This window comes from Pedobacter sp. CAN_A7 (genome assembly GCF_015752175.1).
Lineage (GTDB): Bacteria > Bacteroidota > Bacteroidia > Sphingobacteriales > Sphingobacteriaceae > Pedobacter.
Window position 1 is genome coordinate 615,928 of sequence record NZ_JADOUW010000001.1, and the last position, 22,484, is coordinate 638,411.

At 38.7% G+C, this 22,484-nt stretch carries 22 protein-coding genes; 18 read left to right on the forward strand and 4 right to left on the reverse strand.

Features of this window, described 5'->3' with window-relative positions; all coding sequences use genetic code 11:
- The first annotated feature begins 11 nt into the window (after positions 1-11).
- The 9 genes from IWX76_RS02890 (at position 12) to IWX76_RS02930 (ending at position 8,609) form a co-directional block, all read left to right on the forward strand.
- Positions 12-881 (forward strand): helix-turn-helix domain-containing protein, encoded by an 870-nt coding sequence (locus tag IWX76_RS02890; RefSeq protein ID WP_196858364.1) that lies wholly within the window; start codon positions 12-14, stop codon positions 879-881.
- 166 nt (positions 882-1,047) lie between these two features.
- The gene (locus IWX76_RS02895; protein ID WP_196858366.1) at positions 1,048-2,376 is read left to right on the forward strand and encodes a TolC family protein; all 1,329 of its coding nucleotides are present in this window, start codon (positions 1,048-1,050) and stop codon (positions 2,374-2,376) included.
- Positions 2,377-2,391: 15 nt separating this feature from the next.
- A complete protein-coding gene (locus tag IWX76_RS02900) occupies positions 2,392-3,432 on the forward strand; it encodes an HlyD family secretion protein (protein WP_196858368.1) in 1,041 nt (346 codons plus the stop codon).
- A 3-nt stretch (positions 3,433-3,435) separates the two neighbouring features.
- Entirely contained in the window at positions 3,436-5,037 is a 1,602-nt protein-coding gene (locus tag IWX76_RS02905; protein ID WP_196858370.1) for an MFS transporter, read from the forward strand.
- 144 nt (positions 5,038-5,181) lie between these two features.
- The gene (locus tag IWX76_RS02910; RefSeq protein ID WP_334641060.1) at positions 5,182-5,748 is read left to right on the forward strand and encodes an ester cyclase; all 567 of its coding nucleotides are present in this window, start codon (positions 5,182-5,184) and stop codon (positions 5,746-5,748) included.
- A 68-nt stretch (positions 5,749-5,816) separates the two neighbouring features.
- Positions 5,817-6,584 (forward strand): 4,5-DOPA dioxygenase extradiol, encoded by a 768-nt coding sequence (gene ygiD, locus IWX76_RS02915; protein ID WP_196858371.1) that lies wholly within the window; start codon positions 5,817-5,819, stop codon positions 6,582-6,584.
- A gap of 9 nt (positions 6,585-6,593) precedes the next feature.
- Complete coding sequence (locus IWX76_RS02920; RefSeq protein ID WP_196858372.1) at positions 6,594-7,274, forward strand: alpha/beta hydrolase; 681 nt, start codon at positions 6,594-6,596, stop codon at positions 7,272-7,274.
- Positions 7,275-7,311: 37 nt separating this feature from the next.
- The gene (locus IWX76_RS02925) at positions 7,312-7,896 is read left to right on the forward strand and encodes a Crp/Fnr family transcriptional regulator (RefSeq protein WP_196858373.1); all 585 of its coding nucleotides are present in this window, start codon (positions 7,312-7,314) and stop codon (positions 7,894-7,896) included.
- A gap of 35 nt (positions 7,897-7,931) precedes the next feature.
- A complete protein-coding gene (locus IWX76_RS02930) occupies positions 7,932-8,609 on the forward strand; it encodes a family 16 glycoside hydrolase (RefSeq protein WP_196858374.1) in 678 nt (225 codons plus the stop codon).
- Between the two features lie 81 nt (positions 8,610-8,690).
- On the opposite strand, the gene IWX76_RS02935 is transcribed toward IWX76_RS02930, so the two are convergent.
- The 3 genes from IWX76_RS02935 to IWX76_RS18145 form a co-directional block, all read right to left on the reverse strand.
- The gene (locus tag IWX76_RS02935) at positions 8,691-9,788 is read right to left on the reverse strand and encodes an efflux RND transporter periplasmic adaptor subunit (protein ID WP_196858375.1); all 1,098 of its coding nucleotides are present in this window, start codon (positions 9,786-9,788) and stop codon (positions 8,691-8,693) included.
- Between the two features lie 131 nt (positions 9,789-9,919).
- Entirely contained in the window at positions 9,920-14,296 is a 4,377-nt protein-coding gene (locus IWX76_RS02940) for a CusA/CzcA family heavy metal efflux RND transporter (protein WP_196858376.1), read from the reverse strand.
- A 60-nt stretch (positions 14,297-14,356) separates the two neighbouring features.
- Positions 14,357-14,689 (reverse strand): DUF6660 family protein, encoded by a 333-nt coding sequence (locus IWX76_RS18145; protein WP_442952245.1) that lies wholly within the window; start codon positions 14,687-14,689, stop codon positions 14,357-14,359.
- A 385-nt stretch (positions 14,690-15,074) separates the two neighbouring features.
- On the opposite strand from IWX76_RS18145, the gene IWX76_RS02945 reads away from it, so the two are divergent.
- The 4 genes from IWX76_RS02945 to IWX76_RS02960 all read left to right on the forward strand — a co-directional run bounded on the left by IWX76_RS02945 (position 15,075) and on the right by IWX76_RS02960 (position 17,095).
- Positions 15,075-16,073 (forward strand): PAS domain-containing sensor histidine kinase, encoded by a 999-nt coding sequence (locus IWX76_RS02945; protein ID WP_334641341.1) that lies wholly within the window; start codon positions 15,075-15,077, stop codon positions 16,071-16,073.
- Between the two features lie 107 nt (positions 16,074-16,180).
- Positions 16,181-16,369, forward strand: coding sequence for a GNAT family N-acetyltransferase (locus IWX76_RS02950; protein ID WP_196858378.1), 189 nt, complete (start codon positions 16,181-16,183; stop codon positions 16,367-16,369).
- Positions 16,359-16,607 carry a GNAT family N-acetyltransferase gene (locus IWX76_RS02955; RefSeq protein WP_196858379.1) on the forward strand — a complete coding sequence of 83 codons (249 nt, stop codon included), beginning with the start codon at positions 16,359-16,361 and terminating at the stop codon, positions 16,605-16,607. Before IWX76_RS02950 ends, IWX76_RS02955 begins: the two co-directional genes overlap by 11 nt.
- Positions 16,608-16,720: 113 nt before the next feature.
- On the forward strand, positions 16,721-17,095 hold the full coding sequence (locus IWX76_RS02960; protein ID WP_196858380.1) for a hypothetical protein: 375 nt from the start codon (positions 16,721-16,723) through the stop codon (positions 17,093-17,095).
- Between the two features lie 103 nt (positions 17,096-17,198).
- On the opposite strand, the gene IWX76_RS02965 is transcribed toward IWX76_RS02960, so the two are convergent.
- On the reverse strand, positions 17,199-18,155 hold the full coding sequence (locus IWX76_RS02965; protein ID WP_196858381.1) for a DUF4625 domain-containing protein: 957 nt from the start codon (positions 18,153-18,155) through the stop codon (positions 17,199-17,201).
- Between the two features lie 787 nt (positions 18,156-18,942).
- On the opposite strand from IWX76_RS02965, the gene lgt reads away from it, so the two are divergent.
- From lgt to IWX76_RS02990, 5 genes are read left to right on the forward strand one after another with little or no spacing between them, the layout of a single operon-like run.
- Entirely contained in the window at positions 18,943-19,767 is an 825-nt protein-coding gene (gene lgt / locus IWX76_RS02970) for a prolipoprotein diacylglyceryl transferase (RefSeq protein ID WP_196858382.1), read from the forward strand.
- Complete coding sequence (locus IWX76_RS02975; protein WP_196858383.1) at positions 19,764-20,153, forward strand: MerC domain-containing protein; 390 nt, start codon at positions 19,764-19,766, stop codon at positions 20,151-20,153. Before lgt ends, IWX76_RS02975 begins: the two co-directional genes overlap by 4 nt.
- A gap of 27 nt (positions 20,154-20,180) precedes the next feature.
- A complete protein-coding gene (locus tag IWX76_RS02980; protein WP_196858384.1) occupies positions 20,181-20,810 on the forward strand; it encodes an ABC transporter ATP-binding protein in 630 nt (209 codons plus the stop codon).
- Positions 20,811-20,818: 8 nt separating this feature from the next.
- On the forward strand, positions 20,819-22,024 hold the full coding sequence (locus IWX76_RS02985; RefSeq protein WP_334641063.1) for an ABC transporter permease: 1,206 nt from the start codon (positions 20,819-20,821) through the stop codon (positions 22,022-22,024).
- A gap of 6 nt (positions 22,025-22,030) precedes the next feature.
- The gene (locus IWX76_RS02990; RefSeq protein ID WP_196858386.1) at positions 22,031-22,474 is read left to right on the forward strand and encodes a hypothetical protein; all 444 of its coding nucleotides are present in this window, start codon (positions 22,031-22,033) and stop codon (positions 22,472-22,474) included.
- Positions 22,475-22,484: the final 10 nt, after the last annotated feature.

Sequence of the window (22,484 nt, forward strand, 5' to 3'; positions counted from 1 at the left end):
CTTTTACGCTGATGGAAGACATAAAGACCTTTTCCCTGTCTAGACATAGCCGTCTGTTTTCGCTATCTGATAACAGTCGGGATTATCTTTTTGTGCAGGCCGTAGATCATCCTTACCTGGAAGAGCCTTACCGGGCAGAGAGTTACGCTATAGCCTTTCTAAAAGAGGGAGGTATCCACCTGCGGGCGGGGTTAATTGGCTATGCCGTAGATGCGCCTTCAATTATTGCCCTTGGGCCATCTGTAATCCGAAGCTTCCGTAAACGCAGTGACCTCATGAAGATGGACATCCTGTTTTTCAAGGATACATTTTTACTGGAGAGATACGCTAGTCTGTTCTTTCAACTGAAACATAACTTTTTTGAGAACAGCGATCTACATGTGCTGCCCTTAAAGGACCACTATATTGCACGTTTCAAAAGGATATTTGAGCTCATTGATCTCACAAAGAGTGTCGCAAATTACCATCAAGATGATATCGTCCGCAGTTACATATTTGCATTAATATACGAAATCGACGCCTATTACCGGCAATATTCGTCTAACAGTCAGACTGCGCTCAAAACCCACCCGCTTTTTAGCAAATTCAGCGTATTATTAGCAAAAAACTATATGCATGAGCGCAAGCTGGAGTTTTATGCACGTCATCTTTACGTAACCTCCAAACACCTTTCATCAGCAATTAAAAAGCAAACTGGAAAATCAGCAGTGGAGTGGATTAATCAAAGTATTACACTGGAAGCAAAGGTGCTTCTACAAAACAGAACACTTACCGTTTCACAGATCAGCAACATGTTTAATTTTTCAGACCAGTCAGTCTTTGGGAAATTTTTCAAGGCTAATGCGGGACTGTCTCCGATTGAATATCGAAATAAGTTTTAATCAACAAGACACTTCCCCTTAGTGTAAATCCTCCATCAATACGCTATTTCGACGAAAGAATAGGCCTTTTAACCTAAATATGGGCCATAATTTGCAGCAACTTTGCCGCATGATACTTAATCGGGGTTTGGACCCTTCGAAATACTCGCTTAGCTCAGCAAAACTATTGCTAACACTACTAATACTCATTCCGATTGCTTTGCTGCTAACGTCAAATTTAGCTACCGCGCAAGAAACTTCAACCGGTCAATATCAGCTTTCACTTGCAGAAGCAATACAATTGTCCAAAAGTCAAAACAAATGGGTTCAGGCAAGTGCTTTGGAACAAAGTGCCGCGGCTGAAGATCGCAAGGATACCTATAAAGCAGCACTACCCGTTATCAATGCCAACAGTTCCTACCAACGGTTTTCTGATTTAACGTTATTTACCGATGGGCTTAGGCATTCCACAACAGGACCAAGAAAGCCTACCCCTAATGCCGCTGCATTAGGCGTTGATGCGCTATTTAATATTTACGGTGGTGGCCGGCAGCGCTCCTTGCAAAGTGAACAAGATGCACGCCTTCATTTAGCCGAATTAGATACAAAGGATCAAACAGGTAATGTTGCCATGCAAACAGCCACCCAATACCTGGACCTTGTACGATTGAATGACCTGAATAGATTCATCTTAGATCAGCTCAAAAGAGCGCAAACCCGCTTAAATAACATAAAATCGCTCTATAAAAATCAAAAGGTAACACGAAGTGATGTACTACGCGCAGAAGTCATGTTATCAAACGTTGAACTCTTGTTACTACAAAACGAAAATGATGTAGTCATCGCCAATCAAAAGTTAAACATACTGATGAACATTCCGGATTCAGTTCGCATCAAACCGACCGATTCTGCCGGGATGCTCAAACCAGAACTAAGTTCACTTTTACACTTCATCCAGGGTGCTGGTGTGTCATCTTACGCCGTTCAAAAAGCCGGTCAGCATATTGATTTGCAACTAGCACAGGTTAAAGCAATCCAAAGCAACAACAAACCCACTTTAGGTTTCTATATGGCCTACGGACTAAATTACCCTAATTATCTGTTTTTCCCTCCGGTCGACCAAGCGTACACCATTGGATTCGTGGGCCTAAAAGCCAATTACAATATCTCGTCGCTTTATCATAATAAAAGTAAGATGGCCGCAAGCAAGCTTAGGGTCAAAAAACTCGAACTACAGCAACAGGCGGCTTCTGATCAGGTGCGCATTGAGGCAAGTTCCTATTACATCAGGTATAAGGAAGCTTTAGCCCGTATCTCCGTAAATAAAAGATCGGTTGAGCAAACACGTGTAAATTACCGAATTGTCAGTACAAAATATTTCAACCAACTAGCTTTATTAACGGATTTATTAGATGCAGACAACCTCTATCAGGAATCTCAATTCAACCTGATTCGGGCGCAAACTGATGCGCTCGTTATCTATTATCAACTATTGTATATCAGCGGTAAACTATAATCACCATTAAACAATATGAAAAAGGAACATCATAAAATACATCCAGGAAATATAGTTATTACCATTATCGCAGTGGTTCTGATTCTGGTTGGTGCCGCATATTTTATTCACTACTGGCAATACAGCAGTCGTTTTGAAGAAACTAATGATGCGCAGGTAGATGCACACATCAATCCTGTATCTGCCAGAGCCGGCGGATACATTCAGCGGGTTTACTTTAATGAGCATCAATTGGTAAACAAAGGAGACACCCTGGTAATTTTGGATGATCAGGAATATCGTGCCCAGCTGGAATCTGCTCAGGCCACTGTTGAAGATGCAATTGCACAACAAACTGTTCTTGCCGCCAGTATTCACTCCGCACAGCTTAGCACTCAGGTTAACAAAGATCAGATCAAAGGGTCCGCCGCTAAATACCTGCAACAGCAGCAAGATATCAAGCGTTATCGCAATTTAGTTAAAGAAGAGGCCGTGACTGGAGCAGACTTTGAGCAGGTAAAAGCCCGGTATGATGTAGCTGAAAGTGATTTAAGTGCCACTAAGAATAATTTAAAAACAAATTTGGCAAAGATTGAAGAACTGAAGACACATTTCGCCTTAATAAAGGCAGACATCAAAAAGAAGGAAGCTGCACTGCAATTAGCCCGGCTAAATTTGTCCTATACTGTTATCCTGGCGCCATATTCTGGACGGTTGGGCAGGAAGAATATCATGGAGGGCCAGCAGATTCAGCCTGGTCAGCCCCTGGTTAGTATTATAAACGATTCCGAAAAGTGGATTACAGCCAACTTTAAAGAAACGCAGGTCAATGGCATGTACATCGGCCAACCTGTGGAAATTAGAATAGACGCGATAGATGATAAGGTGTTCAATGGGCGGATTGTAGCTATTGCAGGATCAACAGGTGCGAAATTTTCGCTTCTGCCATCTGATAATTCTACAGGCAATTTCGTAAAAACAATTCAACGAATTCCCGTTAAAGTTGAATTTGCGGATGCCGGAACTGAAATGGCAGTCGCCGGTATGAATGTCACCGTTGCCGTAAAGAAAAGGTAAGTGATGAAAAGACCTGATTATTTTAATTCATGGATTTCAGGATGGGATTGGGGCATCAGGATCGCACTTTTTCTGATTTTGCTATCTGCGCTTACCCAGTTTGGCATGTTTGCCCTTACGCAGAACTACATGGTGGCTTATCTTGGCGCCCAACCAGAAGATGTTACCTATGCCCTCTTGCTCACTAACGCGGGCATCATTTCCATTTTGCCGGTTCAGTTTCGTTTTCAAAGGTATTTTAAAACCCGGAGTTATTTGTTGGTCAACATCACCCTCTCCATCTGCCTGAATCTATTGTGTTTACATTGTGATAACCTCTATCTGTTTTTTATCCTGCGATTTTTGCAGGGCATCCTGGTTGCTAATACAGCTGCATGTTTACTGATTATTATTTTTTCACATATTTCAACTGAAAAGTCACTTGCTGTGGGGTCAGCTGTGTTTTACGGAACGATTTTGAGTAACACCGTTATTGTCGGGCTGGTAGCCGCATTTGTGGTAACGACCTGGGATTGGAAGTTTACCTATTATTATTCAATTCTTTTCCAATTGATGGCCCTTCTGATTACGCTGCTGATATTTAAACCCGTAAATGCAATAAAAAAATACCCACTGCATCAGATTGACTGGCCCGGTTTTGTAATATTTAGTTTTTCAGCATCGGCCTTTGCCTATTTGATGATCTACGGTTCAAAGTACTATTGGTTTTCAGATGAAAGGATACAAATGGCGGGTTTTATGGCATGTATGGGGTTGTGTCTGTTTCTGTACCGGCAACAAATCATAAAAAGGCCTTTGATCCACCTCTCCATTTTCAGGTCAGGCAACGTCATTATCGGACTTTGTTTACTTGCTATTTATTATGGTAGTAAAGACAGTATCAACCTCATTTACAACTATGCTGGCAACACTCTAAAATGGAGTACGCTACAAGTGATGACTTTAGGGTGTTTTAATGTCGTTGGAATTATAGTATTCATGACTATTTCTACTCAGCTAATGGTACGAAACAGAAGTTCAATCAGGCTAATGTTGTTTACTGGCTTCACGATGATGGTTTTCTACCATCTTTGGGTATACTTTCTGCTGACTCCTGATCTGGCTTTTACAGACCTAATTTTCCCCGTCTTCCTGCAGGGTGCATCATCCGGATTACTATTTATGCCAATTGTTATTTTTGTGCTCTCCTCTGCACCAGCTAACACCGGTATAACAGGACTTGTAGTAGCGGCTTATGCACGTTTTACAGCGGCCTTAATTTCTGTTCCCGGATTTTATAACCTTCAACTATATTTTAATCAATTTTTCAAAGAAGGTTTTTTAAAACACCTGACAAGTGAAACGCAACAAACAGTTACCCGCATCGCTACTTATCGGCAACATTTTGAATCTAAAGGGTTTAGTACTGAACAGGCCTCGGCATTAGCAATGACTACCATCAGTCAAAATTTATCACAACAAAGCCAGCTCATAACCAACAGGGCCATCTTTTTACTATTGGCTATTTTACTCGGTATTACAGGCCTTTTAGTCTTAGCAGTTCCCTCGATAAGCAAAACCTATTTACATTGGAACAAAAAAATGTTTACACCGCCGGACAGATAACGGGTAGATACTATTAATCCAACGAATATTGTCACTTAAACTTAACCTATATTAAGACGTTTTACTATCCTAAGTCAAGCTTTAAATAAGTACTGTTGCGCATTTTTGCAATGTCAATATAGACATATTCATAATAAGACAAAAATGAAATTAACACAAGGCCTGATCCGTACTTCAGTAATTTTTACTTTACTAATCTTTGCTGCCAGTTTCAACTTAAAAGCACAATCAGAAGTAGATTCACTAAAAAAAGTAATTGCAACACTAACCGAGAAAAATCTGCTGGTAGCGCAGCACTTAGAAACTTTCGACACCCTGGATTATACTATTTTTAGTGGCAAACAGTGGGCTAGGTTTCATGAAAGTCATGGTAAGGACATTAAAGTTATTTGGCCTGATGGTCACATCACCACCGGGCTAGCCACACACATTGAAGATATGAAGGCAATGTTCGTTTATGCACCTGATACAAGGATCAAACAACATTTAATCAAATTTGGATCTGGAAACATGACCGCCGTAACAGGTGTTATGGAAGGAACCTTTACCAAGCCGATGCCAATTGGAAATGGAAAATTTATTCAGCCAACTGGTAAAGCATTTAAGTTGTCAATGGCAACTATCGGGATATGGAAAGATGGAGTGATGATTGAAGAACACTTATTCTGGGATAATCAGACCTTCATGAACCAAATGGGAATTGGTAAATAACCATAATTGATATGGTTTTAGGTAACCTTTATAACCTCGCAAATATTTTCAAGACAAGAGCACGGCGCATGCCCGTGCTCTTCATTGGACATGGTCATCCAATTAATGCAGTGCTGGACAATGATTTTACCATGACGCTCTCCCGTATAGGAAAGGAGATTGACAAGCCAGATGCTATATTAGTAATTTCGGCACATTGGGAAACCGTAGGAACCTACATTTCTACCAATTTAAATCCCCGCATCATCTACGACTTTGGTAGATTCGATGATAGACTTTACCAGCTGGATTATCATCCGCCTGGTGCCCCGAAATTGGCCCGTGAAATAATTGATCATATACAATCAAAAAGTATACTGGGTGATGAGCACATGGGTTTTGATCATGGAGCCTGGACTATACTCAGATTTCTTAGGCCAGAGGCCGATGTTCCGGTTTTGGAAATGAGCCTTGATTATGGACGCAGTGCTGCCTATCATTATGATCTTGCGAAACAACTGAAATACCTTAGGAGTAAAGGCGTATTAATTGTCTGCAGTGGCAATATTGTTCACAATCTGCAGCAGATAAACTGGCAAAACATTAATGCAACACCATATGATTGGACCTTAGCATTCGATGGTATCGTGAAATCGCATTTGGATCATCAAAATTTTAAGGCCTTAACCAATTATGCCCAATTTGGGGAAATAGCTAAGCTTGCCATTCCTACGAATGAGCATTATTTGCCAATGATCTATAGTATTGGAATGTTAGAGAAAAATGAACATATAAGTCATCTTTTTGAGGGATATCAATTCGGATCAATGAGTATGAGATGTTTTAGAATAGGATAAATATATAATATGGAAAACACTAATCAATACGAGGCCACAAAGGGCGAACAACTGGTATTACAGTACAAGGTCAAACTACCTGTAGAACAGGCCGAAAAACCAGCTTTAATATTATTAATGCATGGTGTTGGTAGCAATGAAGAGGATATGTTTCAACTGGCTGACCAGTTTAATGGCAATGTAATTGTTGTTTCAGCCCGTGCACCTTTTGTCATTGCAACCGGTCGTTATGCCTGGTTTACAGTAGATTTCTCTACTGGAGTACGGCGTATAAATGAAGAACAAGCCGAAAAAAGCAGACAGACTATAAATCTTTTTATTAACCAATTATGTGAAAGATATATGGTGAATAAAGATCGGGTGTATCTTGGGGGATTTAGTCAGGGAGGGATTATGGCCTACAGTGTTGGCCTTACCTATCCACAAAAATTTGCCGGAATATTTGCTTTTAGCAGCCGCTTACTTACAGAGATCAGACATTTAATAAAATCATCAAAAGAACTTGAGCATTTAAAGTTATTTATGGCGCACGGCACCCTTGATCAGACATTGGTTATTGAATATAGCAGAGAAGCAAAAGCATACTTAAGTCCACTTTTGCCTAAATTAGAATACCATGAATACGAGATGGCACATACCATAATCAATCAGGAACTGGAAGACTTTAAAAAATGGTTAGGCGATTTCTAACGTATGTTAACAGGATATATTTGTTAAATTTACATTAATGGATTACCCACTACTATTTCAAAATTTCAACCGATATACGAGTATTTCGGAAATAGATTATAATCTCATAGAAACCGCTCTTGTAAAAAGACATGTAAAAAAGAAGCGCATCCTACTTAATCAAGGAGATGTAAGCCGGTATCTGATTTTTGTGCTAAATGGCTCCTTACGATCATACACCATCGACAAGGAGGGCAATGAACATGTGATGCAATTCGCCTTTGAAGGTCACTGGGTTTCTGACCTTGCCAGTTTTATCACCCAGACACCTGGAGAAATGGTTATTGAAGCTATCGAAGAATGTGAAGTAGTATTGTTGCCTCATGATGAACTTAACGCACTACTGGAACGCATTCCATCCCTGGAGAAGTTCTTTCGGCAGCTGTATCAAGGGGCTTATGTGGCACTTCAAAAGCGTGTAAATTCAAGGGCTAGCACATCAGCGAAGGAGCGATACAAGGAACTCATTTTGCAGCACCCATATATTGCAAAAAGAATTTCGCTTCGACTTATTGCTTCATATTTAGGAATAACGGCGGAGTCATTGAGTAGAGTTCGAAAGACAATGGCTAATGAAAAATAATTAAATTAATTCAGCTCATTAAATAGTATTTTAAAATGAATCATATAAAATCACTAATTACGATCTGCCTGTTTCTTTCATCTGGAAACCTTTATGCGCAGTTCTTAGATTTGAAAAAAGATGCCCTCCTACCTGTTCAGGTATCAATGTCTGTAGAAAAACTTAATGGCAAAAATGTAGTAAAAGTCATTAAGGATTCTACTGTTAAAGCATTCGACGAACCTACGTTCGTGAGAATAAAGGAAAGCGACTTTAAAAACGGTACCATTGAAATTAAAGTTTTAAGTCGGTTATTAAAGAACGCTCCAGAATTTTCACGTGGTTTTATTGGTATTGCGTTTCGCATTAATGACGATAACTCAAAATTTGAAAGTATTTATTTGCGACCAACAAATGCAAGAGCAGAAGATCAGGTGAGACGCAACCATTCCATTCAATATTACGCCTACCCTAATTACAAGTTTGACAGACTTAGAAAGGAAGCCCCAGAAGCATATGAATCCTACGCTGATATGAATTTAAACGAATGGATCCGAATGAAAATAGTCGTGGAAGGAAAAACAGCAAAGCTTTACTTAAATGATAACAAACAGCCCTCTTTAATTGTCAATGATTTAAAGTTAGGGCCAGATGCTTCAGGAGCTATTGGCTTATTCGTTGACGTCGGTACAGAAGGTTTTTTTCGTGATCTGAAGATACATAAGCAAGAGTAATAAACTAAAAGCAAGCATCTGCTTAAGAGAGATGCTTGCTTTTTTCTATGTCTGTCGCTATGTTTATGTATTAACGTCATATCAATGATGATCCCCACCACCCTCGGCGGTCATGGATTGAATATAAAACGCACCTTTATTCACAATCACAGCATCTTTGCCTAATTCCGCTAAAGGTGTAATTTCTATGTAACCTAAATCAGAGACCCCTGTTACGACTTCAACTTTTTTAAAACGGTAATGTACGCCAGCCTCATCTTTATTTTCATTTTCTTTGTGATGTCCCGGTTTTTCTGGGGTATCATCAACCATAAAAATATAGCTTTTACCTTGCCCATTTACCACTGCCTCAATAGGTACTGCATGAGTGGTTTGGTTTCCAACGTTAATAAGCGCAGAGACATACATACCTGGAATCAGATTTTTATTTGAACTATTGTCAATTTTTGCATGAGTAATTACCGCTTTACTTTCATTTTCAAAGGTCTTATTGATGCCATATATGGTGCCCGATATTTGCTGATTATTTTGATTCGTTAAAATAAAATCAACTTTTTGTCCCTTTTTAACTTTAAAAAGGTCTTTTTCATAAACAAGCAAGTCACAGTGAATCTGGCTATTGTCTGTGATGGTCATTAAAGGACTCGATGTTTCTGCATAACCACCCGTGGTTGCCTGAATATGGCCTACTACACCGCTAATTGGAGCGGATACGGCAACTCTTGTAACCATGGTACCCTTGTTTAATGACGCTACACTTATTCCTATTTGTCTAAGCTGACTTTGTAAAGCTTTAAATCTGGATTGTTCAGTAAAGTAATTAGCTTCTGCCTGTTGAAATACCTTACCTGTTCCCGCTTTGGCAGCCATTAATTCCTTTTGCCTTTCATATTCCTTTGTTGCAAAAGAAAGGTCACTTTTTGAAGCAAGATAGTCTTGCTGCACCTTTAAAAAATCAGGATTTTCTATAGTAACAAGGGTTTGCCCTTTGCGAACGTAATTGCCCTCCAAAACAAAGATTTTACTAATTACGCCACCTATTATTGGATGCACTTCAGCCTTGTTTTGCGGTGGAACTTCCAACTGACCGTTTGCTTTAACTACATTTTTTAAATTTTTCAATTCAATCTTCCCAAGCGTAATTCCCACCGCCTCCATCTGTGCTTTGGAAAGCGCCATCTCCGGCGCAGTTTCCTCATGTTCATCCTCCTGTTCCATAGGGGCACTATTATTAGTGCAGGAAGCGAATAACATTAAGGGTATTAAAAAAAGTAAGTGAATGCGACTATTATATTTGATTATTCTTTTCATTATAAATTTCCTATTAAATAATTGTGTTGAACGAGTGCCTGATTATACAGACGTAAAGACGCTAAGTAACCCATACGAATGTTTATAGCATGCGTTAAATTTTGCAAATGCTCTACATATCCAATTTCTCCTTTTTCGTAGGCAAATTGAGAAATGCGTAGCATTTCAGAAGCCTCATTTAAAGCGGAGCTTTGATAAAATTGTATGGCTTCATATTGCATCGATACTTCATTGGCCTGTTTGATATAATCGCTAAACAGTGAATTCTGGAGATTGACAAGGTTAGCCTCTGCAATTTGTTCTTCAATATGGGCAGCTTTTAGGCGAGCCTTTTGTGCGCCACCAATCAATGGAATTCCAATCCCTAATTGTAAGCCTGCTATACGTGTTCCCGGAAAATAATCCCGGCTGATGTTAGCAGGATTGAATCCCTTTATTAATAGTTGATGCGAATAGCCAAGCGTTATGTCTGGTAAACGCTTTCTTTGTTCTAGCAAAACACGATCACGTGTGATATCAATTTGCTGCTGTTGCTGTAATAAGAATGGATTATTCGTTAATGAATCCATCAATGGCAAGGCGTTCGCTGTTGTTTTCAGTTCCTCACTGGCCACTATTTCTTCTGTAGTCCCGGTGAGCTTTTGTATTTCGGCCCGACTAATTAAAAGTGCTGATATAGCCTGTTTCTGCTGCATCCTGATTTCTTTATATCGAGTCTGCGCAGCAAGTTTTTCCAGATAAGATGTTTCTCCTGCCTTGTACCTGAGTTCTGCCTGATTGTCAAAATTGCTATAAATGCTATCCAGAGATTTTAATAAAAGAATCTTTTTTTGACTATAAACAAGTTCATAATAGGCAAGACTGATATCTCTGATCAAGGTAAGTTTTGAAATATCAGCGGTACGTTCTGCAAGTTTGCCTTGCTGAGAAAGCACTTGTGAATGAGCAGAATATACGGAAGGAAAAGAAAAAATTTGACTCACACCGATACTATTATCATTACTTCCTCCTGCTGTTGGGTCCTGAGAGAGGTTAAATTGAGTTTTATCAACATCAAAGGCCGTTTTCTGTAATGCTTGTGCTTGATCAATAGCAAGGTTTGTCCCTTTTAAACCCGCATTGTTTTTGAGGCCCATTTCAATGATTTGTTTAAGCGTTTTTGGGGTTTGGCCAAAGGAGCTGTTTGTGGTAAGGCTAAACAAACAAACTAAGAGAAAAATGGATAATGTACCCGGCTTAATATTCATGTTTAATTTGCTTTCTTTTCTTTCAAAAATCAATACATATAAGGCGGGAAGTATCACTAAAGTAAGAAGGGTTGCCGTGATCAATCCGCCTATAACTACAGTTGCAAGGGGCTTTTGAACTTCTGCACCTGCGGAATTTGAAAGCGCCATAGGTAGAAAACCAAGGGAGGCAACGGTTGCCGTCATGATTACAGGCCGGAGCCTTACATATGTACCTTTCCTCACTCTTTCATAAATGTCACTTATTCCTTCCTCTTTGAGTTGGTTAAAATAGCCAATTAAAACAATTCCATTTAATACGGCAACGCCAAATAACGCAATGAACCCAACCCCTGCCGAGATACTAAAGGGCATTCCTCTAAGGCTTAAAGCAAGAATACCACCGATGGCAGATAAGGGAATAGCGGTAAATATTAATAATGTTTCCTTAAAGGAGCGGAAAGTAAAATAAAGTAGTGCCAGAATGAGCAGTAAGGCCGCAGGAACAGCAATAGCAAGCCTATCCTTTGCCTGATTTAGGTTTTCAAATTGACCTCCATAAGTAGTATAGTATCCAGATGGTAGTTTTAATTGGCTTTGAAGTTTTAACGTTATATCTTCCACTACACTTTCTACATCCCTTCCCCTCACGTTGAATCCAACGTATATTCTTCTTCGGCCATCTTCATGAGATATTTGCGCAGGCGCATCTTTGATCTCAATAGTTGCAACCTGGCTTAATGGAACCTGATTACCTGAAGGGATAGAAATAAATAAGTTCTCAATGTTTTTAATGTCCGTGCGGAGATCACGTTGTAATCTTACAACCAAATCAAACCGTTGATCTCCTTCAAATACAACGCCTGCAACATTGCCTGCAAACGCAGTTTGTAGTACCAAATTGATATCTTCAATGGAAAGACCGTACTGAGCAATCATATCCCTATTATAGGTAACAAGAATTTGTGGTAAGCCGCTTACTTTTTCCACTATTGGCTCACTTACACCTTCTACACCTTTAATTAACCCGGCAATTCCTTCAGCTTTTTCAGAAAGGATCTCAATATCATCACCAAAGATTTTAACCGCCACGTCCTGCCTTATTCCAGTCATTAACTCATTAAAACGCATTTGCATGGGTTGGGTTACCTCGACATTAATTCCCGGAATGATGGATAAGGCTTCTTCAATTTTTTCAGATATCTCTGCCCGGTTTTTTCCATTTGTCCATTCCTCCTTGGGTTTCATGGATAACATCATATCTCCACGTTCAATTGGCATAGGGTCTGTAGGAATTTCTGCACTACCAATTCTTGTCACCGCCTGTTTTATCTCGGGAAACTTTGCTTTTAAAATTTTCTCTGCCTTACTAAACGTTTCAATAGTTTGACTCAGGGAAGTACCCTGCATCATACTAATTTCAACAGTTAAGTCACCTTCTTCCAGCGTTGGGATAAATTCTCCCCCCATTGTGCTAAAAACCCAAATACTAATCGCTAAAATCCCAACGGCAATTAAAATTACAGTTCGCTTCATCTTCAATGTTACTTCCAGTACAGGTTGATAAATCCTGTGGAAGAAATCCATAATTCGGTCTGAAAAATTGCGTTTATGTTGGGTTTTCTTACTTAAGAATAAAGCACTGGCCATTGGTACATAAGTAAGGGAGAGTATAAAAGCGCCCAGTATAGCAAACGTTACGGTTTGTGCCATAGGAATAAAAGTTTTCCCTTCTATGCCCACCAGTGTAAATAAAGGGAGATAGACAATCAGAATAATAATTTCTCCAAATGCAGCACTGTTTCTGATTTTCGCGGAGGCTGTATATACTTCTTCGTCCATTTGCTGCTGGCTGAGCTTCTGAATACCCTTTAAATGCGCATTACCAGTCGTTATTCGGTGCACAATACTTTCTACAATAATTACTGCTCCATCTACAATTAACCCAAAATCAATTGCCCCAAGGCTCATTAGATTTCCAGACACGCCAAATAGGCGCATCATGGCCAGGGCAAATAACATAGCCAATGGAATTACTGACGCTACAACAAGCCCCGCCCGTAGGTTCCCTAAGAGTAAAACAAGGATGAATACCACAATTAGTCCGCCTTCAATTAAGTTGGTCTTTACCGTGCTCATTGCCCTACCAACAAGTTCTGTACGATCAATAAATGGTTCGATAACTACCCCTTCAGGTAATGACTTTTGGATCTGTGTCATACGCTCTTTAACGTTTTTTATCACTTCGTTAAAGTTTTCCCCTTTCAGCATAAGCGCAATTCCAGCCACTACTTCACCCTCACCGTTTCTTGTTACTGCCCCATATCGGGTTGCACTCCCAAACTGGACCTTCGCTACATCGCGTATTAATACTGGAATACCGTTGGTGTTCGTAATAACAATCTTTTCTATATCGGTAAGGGATTTCACCTGTCCTAATCCCCTGATAAAATAAGCGCTGTTCTGCTGCTCTATATAAGAACCGCCAGTGTTTGCGTTATTTTTTTTGAGCGCATTAAAAATATCAGTAACGGACAATTTAAATGCATTTAATTTATCGTTATCTACAGCAACCTCGTACTGCTTAACATAACCGCCCCAGGCACTTACTTCAGCAAGACCTTTAGTACTGGCCAATTGCCTGCGAATAATCCAATCCTGAATGGTACGTAAGTCAGTCGCCGTAAATTTGTCTTCATATCCCGGTTTAGTGTGAACTACATAATGATATATCTCTCCAAGACCTGTACTTATAGGCCCCAAAGCAGTTTCTCCCAACCCTTCTGGAATTTGCGACGCTACTTCTTTAAGTCGTTCAGAAACCTGTTGCCTTGCCCAGTAAATATCTGTGTCGTCTGAAAAGACAACTGTAATGACAGATATTCCTGACCTGGAAATTGAGCGTTGTTCCTCCACATTTGCAATATTGCTTAAGGATTGTTCTATTGGGTTTGTAATCATTTGCTCAACCTCCTGAGCCCCAAGATTAGGCGATTGCGTAATGATCTGCACCTGATTATTAGTAATATCCGGAACTGCATCAATAGGCAATTTAACGGCTGAATATATGCCCCATATGATAAGGATTAATACGCCCACGCCGATAACTATTTTATTCCGAATGGAATAAAGAATAATTTGATCTAACATAAATTTTAATTAAAGTAAACAAGAAGATGGCGTGCAATTGCAGGCCTGTGATATGTTTACTTAAGCCCTGGGTGGCTGTAGGAAAGAATATTTAGATGCTTTGAAGTGCTCATCCAAATAAAAGAAGGATGTTTGAACAACATGCTTAGTTATTGGTTGAACAATTATGCCTGGTGCATTTGTGAAGCCAACACAACAAGCACATGCACAAAAGGGTGAACAGTGATCACCACAGAATTCAACATGTATATTATAGGAGGCTATTTCTGCATTGTCATTATCCGAAAATCTTAATTCATCCGCACACGCAACACCGGTAAGCAGCATGACGTATATTGAGAATACAATTGATAAGATTTTCATTTCGCAAATATAATTAACGGTGACAAACATACGTGACTCTAGTATGCAATCCTATTGCAATTTTTGAAAAGAGATGGCAAATGCTAAAAGATGCAACCTATGCTAATCACATTTCGATATTTACCATCAAAATTTACAATTTGTTACTTTAAATAATTCCGTAAGTGGTTCAATGTTTGTTACCTGAAATTATCGCCTCACCTTCTAATATTTACCTATAAACGCCTAACCGAATACCATGTCTGCTAATGAAAAAACAATACAGCGCTTAAAGGAAAATATTAAATGCCTGAAATTGGAATTATCCCGATCGAAAAGCCATCAAAAGAAAAGTGAGCGCGCTGCACAAGATTACTATAATAGCCAAAACAAGTTTAAAACTGTTTTCGAGCAATCATCGCTGGGTTAAAAGTTTATTGATGCCGACTTAAAGATTATTAAAGTCAATAATGCGTTAGTAAAGTTATTAGGCTACAGTAAGAAAGAACTTCTGGGAAGTCGCATTACCGATATTGTATTGCCAGAATTTGCGAATTGCTGGAAGGAATTACAACTTGAACTCTGGACTAATAGGAAGCCTTCATTTAGCATTGACACCTGTATCATTAAGAAAAACAAAAGCGTTATCTGGTGTCGGATTAATTCAATCCTTCTGGAGGATAATGGTGAAACTCTTGGTTATACTATTCTGGAAGATATTTCTGAGCGTAAGACAATGGAGAATGATGTGAAAGAAGCAAATAACCGCGAACGGCAATTTCAGCAGCAGTTATTAGAAATGACCATCAACACCCAGGAGAAAGAACGGGCGCGTATTGCAGAAGATCTGCACAATAGTTTGGGCCAACTATTATATGGTGTGAAACTGAACCTGGATCATATCAAGTTGGATAATTCAGGGCTTCAAAAGCATATTGCTATAACCATTGAGAGCACTAAGGATTTATTAGTTGAATGTATTAAGGAAAGCAGGCGTATTTCACATGACCTTATGCCATCTGTACTTAAAGATTTTGGACTACAAGTTGCGATTGAAGATATCTGCACGCAGCTTAGCAGAACGATAAATTTCAAATGTGATTTTAAGGGATTAGATACCAAACTGCCAAACTATCTGGAAAAAGCTATATATCGAATAGTGCAGGAATTAGCTATGAACTTAATCAAACATGCAGACGCAACCAAGGCCTCCTTAAGGTTAGGCATTGATCAAGATGATATTTTAGTTAGAGTAGAAGATAATGGCAAAGGATTTAATACGTCAAAGATAGAAATAGATGAAGGTATAGGCATAAAGTCCATTAAAACTAAACTTCATCTTTTGAAAGGTGAATTAGATATTTCTTCCACACCAGGGAAAGGTACCGTGATTAGCATCCGGCTTCCAAGCAAGTTAGCAGAGGAAAATTATTAACAGGATACTGGAGCTTATCCATCACCTCATTTACTAATTTTATATTTTAAAATTCGTCGAACGGCAATCCCTAAGATGCTTACGTGAACGCAATTATAAACATTCAGATGAAACTGATTTTAGAAACTGATCGACTTCTATTACGAGAATTAAATATTAATGATGCAGACAGCTTCTACAAGCTTAATTTAAATCCAAATGTTATAAAATTCACTGGAGATTCAGCTTTCAAAAATATGGAGGATGCAAAAGAGTTTTTAAAAAATTATGGTGATTACGCGGAAAATGGACAATGAATTTTTGGGATGGTGCGGACTGAAATATGATGAACATTTAAACGAAACTGATATTGGGTTTAGATTTTTTGAAGATTATTGGAATAAAGGTTATGCAACTGAAAGTGCAAAAGCTTGTTTAACTTATGGATTTAAAAAACTTGGGTTAAAAATTATAGTTGGAAGAGCAATGGCGGACAATATTGCATCTATAAAAGACATTGAAAAAAATCGGACTTACATTTATCAGAGAATTTGAATTTGACAAAAATAACAAAGGCGCAATTTATAAAAGTTACGCTAAAGGCAGCAATACAGTTTAAGTGTAGCACATCATAGATTTTAACCGTTTAAAAAAGAAAAAATAAGGCTATGAAGAAACTATGTATTTTACTATTCGTTTTCAGTTTGGTTTATTTAAGTTGTAAAAAAGATGAAGATGCTCCGGGTGAAATTTACGGGAAATGGAAACTTACCGAAACGATGAATGACCCTGGCGACGGAAGCGGGAAATACATTAAAGTAAAAGGTGACCCAAAATATTTGACGGTGGATCGATCAGGTAAGATGAGCGGAGATGCTGTACCGGATTTGCATAGTCTTAAAATTATAGATAGTGTAAGAATTGAAGTTATTAATAGTAATGCTAAGGAGCCTCTGGTTTATCGTTACAAAGTTTCAGCAAGTTCGCTAACGCTCCATCCTCCATGCATTGAAGGTTGTGGAATTCGTTTTGTAAGAAATTAACCTTAACCGCACCCTATATTTTGAATTCTTTTATTAAACAGTTGGGCTTTAAAAAGCCCAACTGCTATATTAACATTTAGTTTACTCTTTGGCCGACTCCGACTTAAAAGTTAATTCCAAAGTCGATATACTTAAAGGTGCTGATATTGTAAGTAGTATTGTGGTAGATATAACCTAACACATAATCTCCTGATTCCCAGATTTTGATGCCATTAATCGCATTTGGACTAGGCGTGTTGTTATCCTTTTCCGCGCCAATAAGCAATGAAGGGCTTTCACGTATGAATTTGAAAGCTACAGGGTCAAATTCAATATTGCTGAACGAAGCACCCTCTTTCCAATCTTTATGCTCGTAATTGTCAAGAACCATAGCCTTACTAAAATCAATTGCTTGTATAGATTCAGGACGGTGGTTTAGCTTCTTATTGATAAGCAAGATGTACATTTTTCCGCTTCCCTTTACGTTATTAAGCGTCACTTGTGTATTTATAACATCACCCTTTATAAGTTTATTTCCAGGCTTTGAAAATGCTCCGTTTCGGTAAAAAAAACCTAAGTCTGTGCTTATGCTAAAAATAGCCTCCACAGGACCTACTGGAATGTTGGCCTGAAGATAAATGGTAATATTTTTTTTTACTTCTAGTTTTGTACCATTTTGATCATTTAGAATAATAATAAAGTCATACTTACCCTCAACGGCTCCCGCTGGCAATGAAAAATGTTGATGAGCAGTCGCATTTTTTGCACCTTTATACTCATTCCACGTAAGCTCAAACTGCCAGGGCTTGGCGTATGTCTCTCCACTGCGTGGCAGGATTTTTATCTGCACATTTTCAATTTTGTCACCAGCTGTAATCTTAGCATCAAAGTGAAAGTCGCGACCAATTACACCCATTTCACCATTATTTAAACCTACCTCAATGTTTTCAATAGTTGGTACCGGTAGTTCTGGATTATTCTGTTCATCTTTTTTACATGCTGTAATAGATGATGCGATGAGTAGCAACGCTACTAATTTAATTGCAGTTTTTTTCATTTTTGAATGTAATTGTTTGTTCATTTTTATACTGTATTTGATTAATTAAAAAGGTGTGGTGAGTTAAATGGTCTATTAGATTGATTAGCCTCTGCAAAAATAAATTGCACAGACAAGCAACATAAAGAATCCCTTCATGTGAAAATTGAGCACCTAAAGCGCTCATAAAAAATCTGGGTGATTATAGTTAGGCCCGCACAGAAAACGGGGGACCTTTATTGGTTATGCCTTGCCATGTAAACTCGTAAATACGAATGACAACCCTACCCTTTAACTCAACTGATGATGGTACGAGTAGCGCTAATGGCGAAGATTTACTGAGGTAAATAGTCTCGTGTTTATGATGAGTATTGTAATCACATAATCTGCATATCTCAACACCGGCAGTAATGCGCTCATTACTTTGCTCCGTGTCATTATACTCAGCGATACAGTGATGCGAGTGAATAATTTGGACTACCTGAATAGATACAAACAATACCAGCAGTATTGCTGATAAATAGACATGTGCTCGACTGATTGTCCTCCTATTTCTCATTGATGCAACAAAGTTGCTTCTTTTTATTTGTTTTACAAAGTCTACTCCTCAATTATTCCTTACTGCCACTATTTAATTAACTATAAATAATTGCTTTAATCCCTCGATAAAGAAAAACACTAGCATAAAATCTAGTTAACATGCTGACTCAAAGGTGTATAATTAAATTTAAATAATTAACACTTAAAGAATATACGCAACACAGTTGCATTTGAAGAATTTTATGCTGTACCTTTGTTCGAAATAATTTGCAGGTTATAAAACAAAGATAATATGAAGTTAACATGTCTGATTGCAGCATACCTTTGGGATCCTAATGGAACAATAATAGATCTAGGCTTTTTTGCACTCAGGTATTACTCGCTGTTTTTCGCTTTGGCTTTTGGGGTCAGCTACCTGGTGATAAAAAGACAGTTTAGCAAACATGAAGTTCATCCAGAATTACTGGATAAGCTAACCATATATGTATTTTTTGGAACTTTGATTGGTGCAAGGCTTGGCCATTGCCTGTTCTATGACCTCACCTATTATGCTGAGCATCCTTTAGAAATTATTCTACCGGTAAGTTTTAATCCTCATTTTCACTTCACAGGCTTCCAGGGCCTGGCAAGTCATGGAGCTGGAATCGGAATACTATTAAGCATTTTTTTATTCTGTAGAAAGTATAATTTATCAATACGTTTTGTATTGGATCAGGTGGCCATCGTTGTGCCATTGGCAGGTTTTTTTATTCGCCTAGGAAACCTAATGAATTCAGAGATTATTGGCATACCCAGCAATTTGCCCTGGGCATTTATTTTTATAAAAACAGATAACATTCCCAGACATCCAACGCAACTTTATGAGGCTATTGCCTATCTGCTGATTTTTATTCTCACTTATTGGTTAGTTCGCCGATATCCTAAACAAAATGGATATTATGTTGGCCTGGTACTTTTACTGCTGTTTAGTTTCCGGATTGCTGTGGAGTTTCTAAAAGAAAACCAGGTAGCTTTCGAAGCAGGTATGTTACTCGATATGGGGCAAATACTCAGTATACCATTCATTTTAATTAGCTTAATCCTAATGCATTATAAACCCCATAAATTTTTATCATGAAATCACTTCTTAAATCAGACAGGTTGGATCAGTTAGGCATGACCGCCTCCATTGCATGTGCTATTCACTGCGCTGCTTTACCATTAATCATTACCTTTTTGCCCCTTGTTGGGTTGGAATTCCTGGCCAATATTTGGGTGGAGATGGTGATGATTTGCCTCTCCCTTTTGATCGGCGCCTGGTCATTGATCAGCAGCTATTCCAGGCATGAAAATTTAACTCCCATCCTTGTGCTCATCACAGGATTTTTATTCATTGCTACAGGTCATTTTATTCTTGAACAAATGGAGCCTGTTCTGGTGCCTTTAGGAGGTTTCACCATAGCAGCAGCACATTATATCAATTGGAAGTTGAATCGAGTATGCGGACATGAACACAAAAGCTAAGTATAAATAGAACCTTAATGCAGCTATATGATCCACTTACAAAATGTGTCTCACCGATATAAACAGTCTTCATCGCTAATTTTTGAAGACTGGACCCTGCAGGCACAGGAGCATTGGCTATTACTAGGCGCATCTGGAAGTGGGAAGACCACTTTATTACACATCATTACAGGCATATTAAAGCCGGACATGGGTGAAGTAACAATAAATGGAACTGCGTTATATAGGCTTTCATCTGGTCAATTAGATCAGTTCAGGGGTAGAAATATAGGTATCGTTTTTCAACGACCCCATTTAATCAGGAGTCTTAATGTTCTAGATAATTTAGTGCTGGCGCAAAGTTTAGCTGGCCTGAGGGTTGACACTAGGAGGGTGAGACAGGTGTTAGGGTCTTTAAACATAGGCGAAAAAGAATCCGCCTACCCTGCCGAGCTTAGTCAGGGTCAAATACAACGTGTTTCCATTGCTCGTGCTGTGATCAACCGGCCAACGCTTTTAATTGCCGACGAGCCAACTTCCAGTTTAGATGATCAAAATGCCCGTGTTGTGCTTGAACTCCTCAAGGAGCAATGTGAAATAAATAACGCCGTGCTTCTTGTAGCCACGCATGATAAAAGAGTTACTGATTCCTTCAAACATAGCCGTCAATTAAAATGAGCCCATTAATGATCAGCTGGAAAAGCATGTGTGCAAAACCTTTATCTTCAGCTATAAATATGCTTTTGGTTGCATTAGGCATCGGCATTTTAACTGTTTTATTGCTTGTGGTTCATCAAATAAGCGCAAAGTTAAGTAATAATGCAAAAGGTATTGACCTTGTGGTTGGCGCTAAAGGAAGCCCCCTACAACTTATTCTAAGTAGTATTTATCATATAGATTTTCCAACTGGAAACATCCCCATGGTTGAAGCTGAAAAGTTAATGCATCATCCCTGGGTTAAAAGCGCTGTGCCACTTGCATTAGGAGATAATTACCATGGGGTTCGTATTGTTGGTACAGACAGTAATTTTTTAAAACTCTATAAACTGAAAATCAAAACCGGTAAGTTTTGGAAACATGATTTCGAAACCACAATAGGTGCCCGAGTGGCTGAGGAACAGTCTTTGAAGGTTGGTGACTATTTTTATGGATCCCATGGTCTTACTGAAAATTCATCTATTCATAAGAATTATGCCTATAAAGTTACTGGAATTCTTGAACCACAAGGAAATGTCACCGACAACCTGATCTTGACAAATATTTCCAGTATATGGCACATGCATAACACCAGCAATGATGACCATAATCATCAACATGGAGAGGACTATAATGAAACTGCTTCAAATGGACATAAAGAAATTACCACGCTGTTAATTCAATATCGTTCACCTATGGCTGTAGTACAGTTTCCTAGAATGGTTAACCAATCTACAAATATGCAGGCTGCTTCTCCAGCTACTGAAAGTACCCGTTTGTTTTCGCTGATTGGGGTTGGAATAGATACCCTGCAGTGGTTTGCGGTACTGATCATGGCTATTGCAGCAATTAGCGTATTTGTCAATTTGTATAACTCTTTGAAAGAAAGAAATTATGACCTCGCTGTTATGCGAATATTAGGCGCATCGAGAGGGAAATTGTTCTTCATCGTTATCATTGAAGGGATAATCGTCACCGTTGCTGGTGCTTTCATGGGAATAGCACTTGGCCATGTAGTGCTGGAGTTTATTGCTCATTACCAGGAAAATAGTGAGGCCGCGCTAACTGGTCTAATCATTATCTCGGACGAAATCTATCTGATGGTTTTCGGCCTAACCATAGGCATCATTGCGGCATTATTTCCGGCACTGCAAGCTTATTGCACTCCTATTGATGATGTTTTAAAGAAAAATTAATAACCCATGAAACTTTCCAATCTAGTCCTTCTTTTGATCATTGCAGTATTTAAAGTTAGTGCGCAGCAGCATAATCCGAATGACCAGATTATTTCACGTCAATGGAATATAATAGGCGGAGTAAGTTTCAAAGTGGTCAAAAACCAGGAGATGTATGCTGTATATACAAATGAAATAAAAAAGTATGCAAACAAATCATTCGAATTGGAAGGATACATGATTCCAATTCAGGAAGGCATGAAACAAAGCAAATTTATGTTATCTACCCTACCAATCAACCAGTGCTTCTTTTGTGGAAAAAACGGCATTCCAGCAATGGTTTATGTTGAACTTTTAGAACCCACAAAATTTACGTATAATACAGTTAGGGTAAAAGGAATTCTAAAGCTGAGTGTTAGCAATGCTATGGATTATCCACCCATCGTACTGGTTAATGGTTTGCTAAAATAAGCAGGTAACT

What these genes read in the sequence shown, in the direction of transcription:
- IWX76_RS02890 (WP_196858364.1), top strand. Translation starts at nt 12, where the DNA reads ATGGAAGACATAAAGACCTTTTCCCTGTCTAGACATAGCCGTCTGTTT.
- IWX76_RS02900 (WP_196858368.1), top strand. Translation starts at nt 2,392, where the DNA reads ATGAAAAAGGAACATCATAAAATACATCCAGGAAATATAGTTATTACC.
- IWX76_RS02905 (WP_196858370.1), top strand. Translation starts at nt 3,436, where the DNA reads ATGAAAAGACCTGATTATTTTAATTCATGGATTTCAGGATGGGATTGG.
- IWX76_RS02910 (WP_334641060.1), top strand. Translation starts at nt 5,182, where the DNA reads ATGAAATTAACACAAGGCCTGATCCGTACTTCAGTAATTTTTACTTTA.
- ygiD (WP_196858371.1), top strand. Translation starts at nt 5,817, where the DNA reads ATGCCCGTGCTCTTCATTGGACATGGTCATCCAATTAATGCAGTGCTG.
- IWX76_RS02920 (WP_196858372.1), top strand. Translation starts at nt 6,594, where the DNA reads ATGGAAAACACTAATCAATACGAGGCCACAAAGGGCGAACAACTGGTA.
- IWX76_RS02925 (WP_196858373.1), top strand. Translation starts at nt 7,312, where the DNA reads ATGGATTACCCACTACTATTTCAAAATTTCAACCGATATACGAGTATT.
- IWX76_RS02930 (WP_196858374.1), top strand. Translation starts at nt 7,932, where the DNA reads ATGAATCATATAAAATCACTAATTACGATCTGCCTGTTTCTTTCATCT.
- IWX76_RS02935 (WP_196858375.1), bottom strand. Translation starts at nt 9,788, where the DNA reads ATGGCGCTTTCCAAAGCACAGATGGAGGCGGTGGGAATTACGCTTGGG.
- IWX76_RS02940 (WP_196858376.1), bottom strand. Translation starts at nt 14,296, where the DNA reads ATGTTAGATCAAATTATTCTTTATTCCATTCGGAATAAAATAGTTATC.
- IWX76_RS18145 (WP_442952245.1), bottom strand. Translation starts at nt 14,689, where the DNA reads ATGTTTGTCACCGTTAATTATATTTGCGAAATGAAAATCTTATCAATT.
- IWX76_RS02950 (WP_196858378.1), top strand. Translation starts at nt 16,181, where the DNA reads ATGAAACTGATTTTAGAAACTGATCGACTTCTATTACGAGAATTAAAT.
- IWX76_RS02955 (WP_196858379.1), top strand. Translation starts at nt 16,359, where the DNA reads ATGGACAATGAATTTTTGGGATGGTGCGGACTGAAATATGATGAACAT.
- IWX76_RS02960 (WP_196858380.1), top strand. Translation starts at nt 16,721, where the DNA reads ATGAAGAAACTATGTATTTTACTATTCGTTTTCAGTTTGGTTTATTTA.
- IWX76_RS02965 (WP_196858381.1), bottom strand. Translation starts at nt 18,155, where the DNA reads ATGAACAAACAATTACATTCAAAAATGAAAAAAACTGCAATTAAATTA.
- lgt (WP_196858382.1), top strand. Translation starts at nt 18,943, where the DNA reads ATGAAGTTAACATGTCTGATTGCAGCATACCTTTGGGATCCTAATGGA.
- IWX76_RS02975 (WP_196858383.1), top strand. Translation starts at nt 19,764, where the DNA reads ATGAAATCACTTCTTAAATCAGACAGGTTGGATCAGTTAGGCATGACC.
- IWX76_RS02980 (WP_196858384.1), top strand. Translation starts at nt 20,181, where the DNA reads ATGATCCACTTACAAAATGTGTCTCACCGATATAAACAGTCTTCATCG.
- IWX76_RS02985 (WP_334641063.1), top strand. Translation starts at nt 20,819, where the DNA reads ATGATCAGCTGGAAAAGCATGTGTGCAAAACCTTTATCTTCAGCTATA.
- IWX76_RS02990 (WP_196858386.1), top strand. Translation starts at nt 22,031, where the DNA reads ATGAAACTTTCCAATCTAGTCCTTCTTTTGATCATTGCAGTATTTAAA.